This is a genomic window from Dyadobacter sandarakinus (assembly GCF_016894445.1).
GTDB lineage: Bacteria > Bacteroidota > Bacteroidia > Cytophagales > Spirosomataceae > Dyadobacter > Dyadobacter sandarakinus.
On record NZ_CP056775.1, the window covers coordinates 4,985,652 to 4,997,395 of the forward strand.

The following is an 11,744-nucleotide window of genomic DNA, read 5'->3' on the forward strand; positions in this document are numbered from 1 at the left end:
CTAGTTGAGGATACAGAATGAATTTTTTACAAAAGCTCAGGGAAGATACGCAGGTATGGTTTATCAAAAACCTCAAAGGTGACCCCTGGATCTGGGGTACCTGCATTGTCATGCTTTTCTGGAGTGTGGTAGTGGTGTACAGCGCGAGTGTCAAAGATGCTTACAGCCAGATGGGCGGTAATACGGAGTACTTCCTGTATAAACATGTGCTGTTATGCATTATTTCACTGGTGGTCATGTACTTCGTGCATAAGATACCCTACATCAAGTTTGTATATGTTACCCGGCTGGCACTTTGGAGCTCAATCCTGCTGCTGCTCTTTACACTTTTTTTTGGTACCTCGGTCAATGAAGCCGCACGCTGGATCGAGATCCCGGTGATTGGTCAGCGGTTTCAACCTTCGGAATGGGCCAAAGTCGCCCTGATTGCCCACTTATCCTTGATCCTTGCACGCCATATCAAAGGTGGCTGGAATACCCGCGAACTGCTTCTTGAACCCCTGGCTCTGGTAGCGCTCGTTTGTGGCCTGATTTTCAGCAGCAATGTATCTACCGCGGTTATGCTGGCAGGAATATGCTTTATGCTGATGTTTGTAGGAAAAGTACCTGTCCAGTACCTGCTGTTTACTATGCTTGGACTGGTCTTCTTTGCCGCGTGCGCTATTTTACTTAAAAAAACACAGCGTTCCGGCACAGCTCAGAGCAGGATTGCCACTTTCCTTGACAATGATGTGGTAGTGTACCAGTCACAGCAATCCTATATGGCGATGGCCAGGGGCGGATTATATGGAGAAGGAGTGGCAAAAAGCCGCCAGCGCCGCTTTCTGCCTGAACCACAGAAAGATTTCATCTTTGCCGTGGCCGTGGAAGAATATGGTACGCTGGGCGGATCTTTCCTGATTGTTTTGTACCTCATACTGCTCTATCGCGGTCTCAAAGCCATTGAAGCCACGAAGAGGCCATTTGGAGGGCTGCTATCTGCCGGATTGACGTTTGTCATCGTGAGTCAGGCATTTTCGGCTATGGCTGTTACGGTAGGGCTGGTACCGGTAACCGGGCAAACACTTCCGTTTTTCAGTCAGGGAGGAACGTCCCTGATTTTTACAGGTATATCCATGGGGATGATCCTGAGTGTGAGCCGGGGAGAGATTGTTGAAGAAAAAAGAATTTAGTCAATGCCGAAACGCGTCATTATCAGCGGTGGAGGCACCGGTGGTCATATTTATCCTGCTATTGCGATTGCCACTGCCTTACAGCAGCTGGAACCCGACCTCGAGGTTTTGTTTGTAGGAGCTTTGGGGAAAATGGAAATGGAGAAAGTCCCCCGTGCAGGATATGAGATCGTGGGCTTGCCTATCGTGGGAATAAAAAGATCTTTATCTCCTTCCAACCTGGCTTTTCCAGTCAAGTTGTTTAAAAGTCTTTCCAAAGCAAGACAAATTATCCGCGACTTCCGGCCTGACGCTGCCGTGGGAGTTGGTGGCTTTGCAAGCGGTCCTTTGCTGATGATGGCCTCTCTGGCAGGCATTCCTACTCTTATCCAGGAGCAGAATTCCTATGCGGGCATTACCAACAAGCTCCTGGCCAGAAAAGCCAGGAAGATTTGTGTTGCATACCCGGGAATGCAGGCCTTTTTTCCTGAGCAAAAGCTTGCCGTACTGGGTAACCCGGTGCGCAATGATATTATTGATATTTCCACCAAAAAAGCCCAGGCACTCGAATACTTTAAGCTCGATCCTAACCGGCAAACGCTGTTTGTAATGGGTGGCAGCCTGGGGGCGCGCTCTATCAATGAAAGCATTAATGCAGGCATTGGAGAGCTTGTAAGTTCGGGTTACCAGGTGATCTGGCAAACCGGTAAGGACTTCGCTGAGAAGGCCGGGATCACGGCAGCATTCTCCGGGAATGATCAGGTACGTGTTTTTGACTTTATATACCAGATGGACCTGGCATACGCGATTGCTGACGTAGTCGTATCGCGTGCAGGCGCGCTGTCGGTGTCTGAATTATGCCTGGCAGCGAAGCCGGCAATCCTTGTTCCTTATCCTTATGCCTCAGAAGATCACCAGACTAAGAATGCGGAGGCCCTGGTGCAGGAGAAGGCGGCAATTTTGATTGAAGACGGGCAAGCCCGGAAAACGTTGGTAAGCAAGGCAATCGGGCTTTTGCAGGACCCGGCCAGGCAGCAGCGATTAAAGGAAAATATCAGCAAACTGGCGAAACCTTCCGCAGCACGGGATATTGCTTTGGAAGTATTGAAGTTGATTAACTAATAAAAAGAGCAGTATGTCGTCGTCCCTCACAAATTGGAAAAACATATACTTTGTCGGCATCGGTGGCATCGGCATGAGTGCACTTGCGCGGTGGTTCAATGCCAATGGATTTCATCTTGCGGGTTACGACAAAACGATGACACCACTGGTAGGTGCATTGGAGCAGGAGGGCATAGAAGTCACCTTGAATGATGCAATTGAAACCATACCGCAGGCATTTCGTGAAAATCCGGATGAAACCCTCGTGATTTATACGCCGGCCGTACCGGTGAAGCATGTTCAGATGAATTTTTTCAGGGACAATAATTTTATGATCCTGAAAAGGTCGCAGGTACTCGGTTTACTGACGCGGAATCTGAGAACGATAGGTGTGGCAGGAACACATGGAAAAACGACTACTTCGTCCCTTGTAGCACATATCCTCCGGCATGCCGGGGTTAACAGTACCGCATTTCTGGGCGGTATTACACAAAATTATGGGACCAATCTCCTGCTGAACGAGCCTACGGATGAGCTTGAGTCCGTTTTCTGCGTGGTGGAAGCCGACGAATTTGACCGTTCTTTTCTGACTTTATTTCCGGAAATAGGCATTGTGACCTCTACGGACGCAGATCATCTCGATATCTATGGAGAACATAGTGCCGTGCTGGAATCATTTCGCGAGTATGTGGGTCAGATTGACGAGGACGGGATCCTGTTTATGAGAGCAGGGCTTGAAATAGCCAATGCGGCCAAGGCAAAGGTGCAGACGTATGGCCTGAACGAAGGTGACTACCGTGCTGCCGGCATCCGTATTGACCAGTCCAGATTTGTATTTGACCTGATATATCCGGATGGTACAATTGAGGGCATCCGGATGAGTATACCCGGGTACCACAATATTGAAAATGCGATAGCAGCCAGTGCGGTGGCGCTGTACCTGGGTGTTGCAGGTAAACAGGTCAGGAATGCGCTGGAAAGCTATAAGGGCGTGAAAAGGCGTTTTGAGTACCAGGTCGAGGATGAGGCACACGTTTATATTGATGACTATGCCCATCACCCATCCGAAATTGAAGCATTCCTTACTTCTGTCAAGGGTTTGTATCCGGGGCGGCACATTACAGCCATTTTCCAGCCTCATCTTTTTACAAGAACGCGTGACTTTGCAGATGGTTTTGGTCAAAGTCTCTCACTGGCAGACAGGCTTCTTCTGATGGATATCTATCCGGCCCGTGAACTGCCCATTGAAGGAATCACTTCCGAAATGCTGCTTGATAAGGTTTTGATTGATGATAAAAGGCTTGTAGCCAGAGATGAGATCCTGGATATTTTGCGCAGTCAGGAGACTGATATTGTCGTGACAATAGGTGCCGGAGACATTGATACTTTGGTTACTCCGATTAAAGACTTGCTTGCCAGTTCATTTACGAATAATTAGCAATAGCGTTTTTAATATTACTGAGATGTTACGTAAATTTGACTATCCATGGCTTTTGTTGAAACGCAGTTTGTGGCTGATTTTGCCAATTGCAGGGATAGGAATGGCCGAAAATAAGCTTGGCAGCCAGCGGTGTAACAATCTGGTAATTTCGATTCAGGGCGACTCAGGTACCCGGTTTTTGAATCAGATGGATGTACGTATGCTGGTCACTGAAAACGGCGGCGACCCGCTGATGGGCAGCCGGCTGAATGATGTGGAGCTTCACGAACTGGAACGAAGAGTTCGTCGAAGTAAGTTGATAAAAAAGTGTCAGATATTTCGCGATCTTAGGGGTGACGTTGTGATTGAGGTAGAGCAGGAAAAGCCGCTTGCGCGATGGATTAACAGTTCGGTAAACGGGGAAGTACGCAACACGTCGGGATACTATATCAGTGACGAGGGCGTTTTTTTTCCATTATCGGACAGCTATTCAGCCCGCACGCTCCTTGTTTCAGGGCCCTATTTTAACAATCCTGAAAATCTGAAATCCGGGGAAGGAGCTTCTCTGATGGAGCTGCTCAAGTACCTGAACGAGGATCCATTCTGGCGGGCACAAGTGTCTGAGCTGATCGTGGACAGGGATGGTGAAATCAGCCTGATGACGGTTTTGGGAGATCAGGTGATAGAGTTCGGAAAGGCCGATGCATACCAGGCCAAATTCTGGAAGCTGCGGACTTTTTACAATAAGGTTCTGAGTCGGGATTGGGGCAGGTACAAAAGAATAAATGTTAAGTTTCAGGATCAAATAGTTTGTGAATAGTATTCACCATAGAGGTATGGCACACGAAAAGATTGTAGTCGGGGTTGACATTGGTAGTACCAAAATCGCCGTCATTGCTGCCCAGGGTGCCCCTTCCGGTTCTCGTCAGAGCAATATAGAAATTCTAGGTTTCAGTGAAGTTCCCGTACCCGCGGGAGCTGTAGTGAATGGATCTGTTGAAAATATAAAACAAGTAGGTACTGCTATACGCGAGGCACTTGCCGAAACTGCATCCCGGTCCGACCTTGATATCGGGGTTGTAAATGTAAGCTTCGGAGGCTCACATGTCAAGATCAGCCCGCAAAGTGACGGAGTAATCCGTCCGTCTGCATCCTCGGGCGAAGAAGTTACCCAGCGCGATGTTGACCAGCTTGTGGACGATATGTACCGTGCCAGGATCGAGCCCAACTACGACGTACTTCATGTGCTGCCGATGGAGTTTACGGTTGACAATTCCATGGGTGTGCGGGAGCCTGTAGGCAGAACCGGCATTAAACTGGGAGGTAACTTTCTGGTGGTATCCGGTAACACGCAGTCCATTCAGCGCACAAGGAAAAGTCTGGCAGATGCTGACCAGGCACTGAAATGCGACAAAATGGTGTACGGGCCGCTTGCAACGAGCCTGGCAGTGCTCAATGACAATGAAATGAAGGCTGGGATCGCTATGGTCGACATTGGTGATCATACGACGGATCTGGTCATTTATCACGATCGCATTATCCGCTATATCACGTCTTTTCCGATCGGTGGCAGGCACATTACCAATGACCTTGCTATCGGCTGCGGCATACAGGCCGAAAATGCGGAGCATCTGAAAAAGGAATATGGCGCAGCCATATCGGCCGAAATTCCCTTGAACATAGAGATTCTGGTGAACTTCCTTGCGGGAAGGCCGCCAAAGCATGTTTTAAAGAAAAACGTAGCACTGATTATTGAAGAACGCCTGAAAGAGATTGCTGCAATGGTTTATGCGGAAATCGTAAAATCAGGATACATCGACAAGCTGATCGGTGGTCTTGTGCTCACAGGCGGATCTGCCAATATTGAAAATATTGAAAATCTTTTTGCCAGGATCACGGGCATGTCGGTGCGGGTGGGATATCCTGAAAACCTGGAACGTACAGCCAAAGCGGACGCAGTGAGCAATGCTTCCTTCAGCACGGCCATCGGGCTCGCGCTGGCCGGGCTGAAATCGATCGATCCCCGGATCAGGTCGGTATGCAGACCTGTGACCGCATTTAACACCGGCAATCTCGTCCAGCAAAAAGATCCTGTGAAAGAGGTAAAGGAACCTGTGAAAAAGAATGGTACTTTCTGGGACAACATCAGCAGTATGATTGGTAAGAAAGATGATAGCTTAGGGGATTACTGAAAATCAACGTGCACTATCAACATTAAAAAATATGGATTCAAGTTTGTTCCACGCTTTAGATCAGGACTACATTGTGAAAGAAATTACCAAGGAGCAACCCAATGGGGGCAGGACAGAGCCCGCCATTATCAAGGTAATCGGAGTAGGCGGGGGAGGCAGCAATGCTGTAAACTACATGTATGAAAAAAAGATCAAGGATGTAGAATTTGCAGTTTGTAACACAGACAGACAGGCGCTGGCCAATAGTCCTGTACCAGTGAGGATCCAGCTGGGTGCTATGCTTACGCAAGGGTTAGGAGCGGGTACCGATGCCACCAAAGGCAAGGAAGCAGCACTTGAAACAATCGAAGAAATCAAAGGTTTGCTGGGAGGAACAACCCAGATGGTATTTATCACAGCCGGTATGGGCGGTGGTACAGGTACTGGTGCAGCCCCGGTTATTGCGCAGCTTGCCAAAGAAATGGGTAAGCTTACCGTAGCCGTGGTTACAGCACCTTACACCTGGGAAGGTCTTGATAAAAAGGAGCAGGCGCTGGAAGGTATTGAGCAATTAAAAGAATACAGCGATACAGTTCTTGTGGTTTTGAATGACAAACTGGAAGAATTGTATGAAGATATGACGTTGACCCAGGCATTTGCCGAAGCCGATGGCATTCTGCTCAATGCAGTCAAGAGTATTTCCGAAATTATCACTACCAATGGTAATATCAACACTGACTTCAAGGATGTTGAAAAAGTACTGAAAAGCGCAGGTCAGTCTGTGATGGGTACTTCCGAGGCGACGGGTACAGACCGCGCCCAGGTAGCCATTAAAGAAGCGCTTGACTCACCTTTGCTGAATGACCGGGATATCCGCGGTGCCAAACGTATTCTTGTCACGCTTGCTACGAGCAAGAAGAAAGAGGCTACGATGAAAGAGCAGAAAGAAATCTGGCAATATGTGCTTTCGCAGGTTGGGGGAGAAGCCCGGATGTTTAAGCTAGGTACCATTACCGATGATTCATTGGGTGAAAAACTCCGCGTTACTATTGTAGCGGCAGGTTTTGACAGCATAGAATCACCTATTCCCGGTATTTCTCTTAAAAACTCATTTAAAGAGGAAGTGAAGCATGTGCCCGTAAGAGAAGAAGTCGTGATACCTGTGCCTGTGAAAGAGGAGGAACTGGTACTGGCATCGGAAATGGAAGAAGTTACTCATACCGGCATGGTGGAGCTACTTCTTGAAGATGAAGCTGTAACCCCTGTGCCACATTCGGTAAATATTTCAGTAACCGAGCTGCAACCGCAGGAGGACTCCTGGGACGAGGAGCTTCATCGCATTGAAATGATGGTTAAATCATTTAAGGACGGACTTGTGAAGTTTCCTGATCTGGAAGGACCAGCATTCAGGAGAAGTCAGGTAGAGCTTTGGAAAAGGCCTGCGATACCAGCCGGAGAAATGGAACAGCATTGGCTTAAATAGCAGAAAAGGGAGCAAGAGCTCCCTTTTTGCATTAAAAATGAATAATCTGACCAGCCTGGATTTCGAGCAGCTCGCGGTACAATGGATTTGTAATCGTATGCTCACTATAATGCGAGCGGATTTGCGAAAGCTTGATCCTCATTGCCAGCGTATTCATTCCCAGGTAGCTGAACACATCATTGAGGTGGCTGAGCGCGATGGCGGCGCCCTGCATGTTTGATGAAATACCCACCAGTGCGGCCTTTTTGTTTGTAAAACTGTTCGGATAAGGCAGCCCGTCAATAAAAGCCTTCAAAACTCCCGGGTAAGACCCATTATATTCCGGTACGATAAAAACAAACTTGTCTGTCTGTTCCAGCAGCGACTTCAAAGCATTGAAAGCCTCATTCTTGCCGGAGTTTTCGTACATAGCCGAAACCGTAAAGTCATGTGGCAGATCAACCAGGTCGAGTATGATGCTTGGTGCATTGAGCTGGTGGAGGATTCCTTGATAATAATCGGCTATTTTCCGCGACATCGAACCGGGACGATTTGTGCCTGCGATGATCACGATAGGGGCAGTAGATAGATTCATGTGAGATAATTCGGAGAACTGCGGTAGTGGATCCGGGTTCTGAATGCATTGGTCAAACAACAAAATAAAAGAGAAATTGTTCCCCCGGTGACTTGTCTGCCATGTTCCGGTACTTTTTTGAAGGCAGGATTGTATTTCTTATTACGAATGCAATTATTACTATATTTGAAACTTAGTTCATCATGAAACTGGAATAAAAGGCCGCTGTTTAAAGCCTTTGACGCATTAACCTCACTAAACTTTATGTCCTGGTTTATAAGGAAAGAGAAAGGTATCAACACGCCCACCGAGATGAAGCGCGAGGCGCCGGACGGACTATGGTACCAGTGTTCTAATTGCAAGAAAATCACTCCCACCAGAGAACATAAGCAAAATGCATATACATGTCCGCATTGTAACTACCATGAAAAAGTAGGCTCCGATGTGTACTTTAGCTTGCTCTTTGACGATAACGAATTTATAGAGCTGGACCCTAATCTTACCTCAGGCGATCCGCTGCACTTTGTTGATACAAAAGCATATCCTGACAGGATCAAGTCCACGATGGCCAAGACCGGGCTCAAAGATGCCGTACGGACAGGACATGGCAAGATGAACGAGCTCGATATTGTAATAGCCTGTATGGATTTCAACTTTATAGGCGGCTCAATGGGCTCGGTTGTGGGTGAAAAAATCGCACGGGCAATCTCTTATGCGATTGAAAGAAAAATCCCTTTCCTGATGATTTCCAAGTCCGGCGGTGCCCGGATGATGGAGGCGGGTTTTTCACTCATGCAAATGGCAAAAACCTCGGCCAGGCTGGCACAGCTCTCTGATGCCGGTGTACCCTATATTTCATTGCTGACGGATCCTACCACAGGTGGTGTAACAGCATCCTATGCAATGCTCGGCGATTTTAACATTTCTGAACCCGAAGCACTCATCGGTTTTGCCGGACCAAGGGTTATTCGTGAAACCATCGGGAAAGATCTTCCCAAAGGATTTCAAAGTGCGGAGTTCGTTCTGGAACATGGTTTCCTCGACTTCATCGTTGACCGGAAAGATTTGAAGGATAAACTTACAAGTCTGCTCAACATGCTCCGATAATATGCGTCTGGTTTCCCACCCGGTACTTTGCAATTACTACGTTACGTACCGTTGTAATGCTTCATGCAGCTTCTGCGACATTTGGGAAAAACCTTCGCCCTACATTACGGTAGAAAATCTGAAACAGAACCTCCGGGACCTGAAAAAGCTCGGGGTAAAAGTCATTGACTTTACCGGTGGCGAGCCGCTGCTGCACCGGGAGCTCCCTGCATTGCTGCAAGAAGCCAAAGCCCAGGGAATGATCACTACGGTAACCAGCAATGGTCTGCTATACCCGAAGAATGCGGAAAAGCTCAGCGGGTTGATAGATATGCTGCATTTTTCGCTCGACTCTCCTGACCGCGATGAGCATGATCAGTCGCGCGGGGTAAAATGCTTCGATAAAGTCATGGAGTCGATTGAGGTGGCCCGTGCATTGGGTGAGCGTCCTGACATCATTTTCACTGTTTTTGAAAATAATATAGAACAAATCGAGCAGCTCTGGCGGGATGTATGTCTGCCTAATAATCTTGTGCTGATTCTTAATCCTGTTTTTGAATACAATCAGGTGGGATCCGCTCTCTCCAAAGAGTCACTGGACAAGCTGGCATGGTGGGCCCGCCAAAAAAACATTTACCTCAACGAAGCATTCATTCAGCTCCGGATTGACGGCGGCAATCATGTTGATAATCCGGTATGTAAAGCTGCCAGCACAACCATTGTAATTTCTCCAGAAAACAAGTTGATCCTGCCTTGTTATCATCTGGGCATGAAGGATTTTGCGATTGATGGCGACCTCTTTAACCTGTACCACTCCGACGAAGTACAAAAGCTGGTGGCGCTCGAAGGAAAGCTGCCGGCATGTGAAGGTTGTGCGATCAATTGCTATATGCAGCCCTCATTTGCAGTAGAGGTAAACAAATACTGGTGGAAAGCACTGCCGAGCACAATCAAATACAACCGGATGAAAGGCACCTGGAAACAAATGGTGCGATTCTAGATCATTGGCAATTGTCTTTGCGCCGGGTGTCCGTAATGCCGGTTATCTTCCATTGGTTTCCGTTTTGTAAAAGTGTAAATACATTAACACCGCAATGTGAGAATGTTCCTCCAAGATAGAATTTGTAAGGTGCCCACACCACAGCCATAGGTCCGTCTGTAAGTAGCTTTACGTTGTAAATGCGCTCATCCCATTGCTTTGCATGCGGCGTTCCCACCGCTTTTATAAATGCGTCTACCGACTCGGCATGCAGGGCTGCCTGTCCTGGTTTATCTGCAGAAATGCTTTGCAGGGTAGCGCCTGCTGCAAATACATTGCTTACCATGGATGAATCGCCCCTGCGCATGCCGTCAAAGAGTTTGTCTACGACATGTCGTATGTCAGTCTCCGCATTTTGGGCGTGGAGATCAGGAGAAGATACCAGAAAAAGGATTGTCAGGATTGTAAAAAGGTAGTTCATTGTCCGGATTGGTATAGTTTTAACAAAAACTTAATTTTACCCTCTTTTAAATCGAGTTTAGCTATGTCTGAAAAAATAGTCAAAAAAGTAGATATCCGTAACCGCAGGGCTTCCTTCGAGTACTTTTTTCTGGAAGAATTTACCACAGGCATTGTGCTGACCGGCACGGAGATCAAATCTATCAGGCAGGGTAAAGTTAACTTTCAGGATGCATATTGCCTTTTCATGGATGATGAGCTATATGTTCGCAGCCTGCACATTTCCCCATATACCGAAGGTACGCACTACAACCACGACCCAATGCGTGACAGAAAGCTGCTGATCACCAAACGCGAGCGGAGAAAACTGCAGGAGAAGCTGAAAGACCAGGGATTGACGATCATCCCGGTTCGCATGTTCACCAGCGACCGTGGTTTTGCCAAGTTGCACATTGCATTGGCGAAAGGGAAAAAATTGTACGACAAGCGGGAAACGATCAAAGAACGGGATGTAAAAAGAGAAACGGACCGGGTAAATTACTGATCATTTCTCTGCCTGCAGATGCACTTTACACTTTGTGAGATCAGCTGCATGTTCCTGAGCTTCAGTCTAATTTTCGCAATAATAGGAAATCTGATAGCGTTCTTTTCGCACAGAAGTTAGTATATTGTGAGAACTAACTACCTCAAGGCTCATGGGTAAGGTACTTGTTCTTAATCAAGATTATAGTGCGTTAAGTGTTTGCACAGTTCCAAAAGCATTTTTGTTAGTATACATGAACAAAGCTGAAATGCTGGCCGAATCTCCGGGCGAGCATCTCAGGACAGTTAACGACCGCTACCCGATGCCTGTGGTCATACGCTTGCACCGCTACATACATATTCCATACAGGGGCGTGGTGATGACCAGGCAAAACCTCTTCAAGCGGGACGGAAACCGGTGTCAGTATTGCGGAACTCACGACAATCTTACCCTCGACCACGTTATCCCGAAATCCCGGGGCGGCAAAACAACCTGGGACAATCTCGCAACTGCCTGCAAACGCTGCAATTCGAGAAAAGGCGACCATACTCCCGAAGAAATTGGAATGCCTCTCCGCCAACGTCCTTTCCGGCCCTCTTTCCTCATGTTCATCAGAGATTTTTCAGGATTGGCTGATGATATCTGGCTACCCTACCTGGGATCAAAGGAAAGAACCTACTAACGTTCACCTCCCGGGAAGTCCTTACTCCTTTCTTGTCTGATTTTTGCCTTCAATTAAATCCGGAGCATTCGGGATTTAAATTGGAAAACATGTACCTTTGCGCTCTATTTTTTGTAAAAAGTTCTTGTTTAACTTA

At 47.5% G+C, this 11,744-nt stretch carries 12 protein-coding genes; 10 read left to right on the forward strand and 2 right to left on the reverse strand.

Annotation, left to right across the window (positions count from 1 at the left end; genetic code table 11):
* Nucleotides 1–17: 17 nt before the first annotated feature.
* The 6 genes from HWI92_RS20510 to ftsZ are packed head-to-tail and all read left to right on the forward strand — an operon-like array spanning nt 18 to nt 7,326.
* The gene (locus HWI92_RS20510; protein WP_204658755.1) at nt 18–1,172 is read left to right on the forward strand and encodes an FtsW/RodA/SpoVE family cell cycle protein; all 1,155 of its coding nucleotides are present in this window, start codon (nt 18–20) and stop codon (nt 1,170–1,172) included.
* 3 nt (nt 1,173–1,175) lie between these two features.
* On the forward strand, nt 1,176–2,273 hold the full coding sequence (murG, locus tag HWI92_RS20515) for an undecaprenyldiphospho-muramoylpentapeptide beta-N-acetylglucosaminyltransferase (RefSeq protein WP_204658760.1): 1,098 nt from the start codon (nt 1,176–1,178) through the stop codon (nt 2,271–2,273).
* A 13-nt stretch (nt 2,274–2,286) separates the two neighbouring features.
* Nucleotides 2,287–3,690, forward strand: coding sequence for a UDP-N-acetylmuramate--L-alanine ligase (murC, locus tag HWI92_RS20520; RefSeq protein WP_204658762.1), 1,404 nt, complete (start codon nt 2,287–2,289; stop codon nt 3,688–3,690).
* 25 nt (nt 3,691–3,715) lie between these two features.
* Nucleotides 3,716–4,492: a cell division protein FtsQ/DivIB gene (locus HWI92_RS20525; protein WP_204658764.1), complete on the forward strand. Its 777-nt coding sequence runs from the start codon at nt 3,716–3,718 to the stop codon at nt 4,490–4,492.
* 16 nt (nt 4,493–4,508) lie between these two features.
* Nucleotides 4,509–5,864 (forward strand): cell division protein FtsA, encoded by a 1,356-nt coding sequence (gene ftsA / locus HWI92_RS20530; protein ID WP_204658766.1) that lies wholly within the window; start codon nt 4,509–4,511, stop codon nt 5,862–5,864.
* A gap of 31 nt (nt 5,865–5,895) precedes the next feature.
* Nucleotides 5,896–7,326 (forward strand): cell division protein FtsZ, encoded by a 1,431-nt coding sequence (ftsZ, locus tag HWI92_RS20535; RefSeq protein ID WP_204658768.1) that lies wholly within the window; start codon nt 5,896–5,898, stop codon nt 7,324–7,326.
* A gap of 31 nt (nt 7,327–7,357) precedes the next feature.
* On the opposite strand, the gene HWI92_RS20540 is transcribed toward ftsZ, so the two are convergent.
* Nucleotides 7,358–7,900 carry an NADPH-dependent FMN reductase gene (locus HWI92_RS20540; RefSeq protein WP_204658770.1) on the reverse strand — a complete coding sequence of 181 codons (543 nt, stop codon included), beginning with the start codon at nt 7,898–7,900 and terminating at the stop codon, nt 7,358–7,360.
* 243 nt (nt 7,901–8,143) lie between these two features.
* On the opposite strand from HWI92_RS20540, the gene accD reads away from it, so the two are divergent.
* Complete coding sequence (gene accD / locus HWI92_RS20545; RefSeq protein ID WP_204658772.1) at nt 8,144–8,986, forward strand: acetyl-CoA carboxylase, carboxyltransferase subunit beta; 843 nt, start codon at nt 8,144–8,146, stop codon at nt 8,984–8,986.
* A gap of 1 nt (nt 8,987) precedes the next feature.
* Complete coding sequence (locus HWI92_RS20550) at nt 8,988–9,965, forward strand: radical SAM protein (RefSeq protein ID WP_204658774.1); 978 nt, start codon at nt 8,988–8,990, stop codon at nt 9,963–9,965.
* Between the two features lies 1 nt (nt 9,966).
* Here HWI92_RS20550 and HWI92_RS20555 read toward each other — a convergent pair whose 3' ends face one another.
* The gene (locus HWI92_RS20555; protein ID WP_204658776.1) at nt 9,967–10,425 is read right to left on the reverse strand and encodes a nuclear transport factor 2 family protein; all 459 of its coding nucleotides are present in this window, start codon (nt 10,423–10,425) and stop codon (nt 9,967–9,969) included.
* A gap of 63 nt (nt 10,426–10,488) precedes the next feature.
* Between HWI92_RS20555 and smpB the strand changes: the two genes are divergently transcribed.
* Both smpB and HWI92_RS20565 read left to right on the forward strand, forming a co-directional pair.
* Nucleotides 10,489–10,947, forward strand: coding sequence for an SsrA-binding protein SmpB (gene smpB / locus HWI92_RS20560; RefSeq protein WP_204658778.1), 459 nt, complete (start codon nt 10,489–10,491; stop codon nt 10,945–10,947).
* A 151-nt stretch (nt 10,948–11,098) separates the two neighbouring features.
* Nucleotides 11,099–11,608, forward strand: a complete 510-nt coding sequence (locus HWI92_RS20565) for an HNH endonuclease (protein ID WP_204658780.1) — start codon at nt 11,099–11,101, stop codon at nt 11,606–11,608.
* Nucleotides 11,609–11,744: the final 136 nt, after the last annotated feature.

Coding starts and splice junctions, on each gene's coding strand:
- HWI92_RS20510 (WP_204658755.1), top strand. CDS start 18: ATGAATTTTTTACAAAAGCTCAGGGAAGATACGCAGGTATGGTTTATC.
- murG (WP_204658760.1), top strand. CDS start 1,176: ATGCCGAAACGCGTCATTATCAGCGGTGGAGGCACCGGTGGTCATATT.
- murC (WP_204658762.1), top strand. CDS start 2,287: ATGTCGTCGTCCCTCACAAATTGGAAAAACATATACTTTGTCGGCATC.
- HWI92_RS20525 (WP_204658764.1), top strand. CDS start 3,716: ATGTTACGTAAATTTGACTATCCATGGCTTTTGTTGAAACGCAGTTTG.
- ftsA (WP_204658766.1), top strand. CDS start 4,509: ATGGCACACGAAAAGATTGTAGTCGGGGTTGACATTGGTAGTACCAAA.
- ftsZ (WP_204658768.1), top strand. CDS start 5,896: ATGGATTCAAGTTTGTTCCACGCTTTAGATCAGGACTACATTGTGAAA.
- HWI92_RS20540 (WP_204658770.1), bottom strand. CDS start 7,900: ATGAATCTATCTACTGCCCCTATCGTGATCATCGCAGGCACAAATCGT.
- accD (WP_204658772.1), top strand. CDS start 8,144: ATGTCCTGGTTTATAAGGAAAGAGAAAGGTATCAACACGCCCACCGAG.
- HWI92_RS20550 (WP_204658774.1), top strand. CDS start 8,988: ATGCGTCTGGTTTCCCACCCGGTACTTTGCAATTACTACGTTACGTAC.
- HWI92_RS20555 (WP_204658776.1), bottom strand. CDS start 10,425: ATGAACTACCTTTTTACAATCCTGACAATCCTTTTTCTGGTATCTTCT.
- smpB (WP_204658778.1), top strand. CDS start 10,489: ATGTCTGAAAAAATAGTCAAAAAAGTAGATATCCGTAACCGCAGGGCT.
- HWI92_RS20565 (WP_204658780.1), top strand. CDS start 11,099: ATGGGTAAGGTACTTGTTCTTAATCAAGATTATAGTGCGTTAAGTGTT.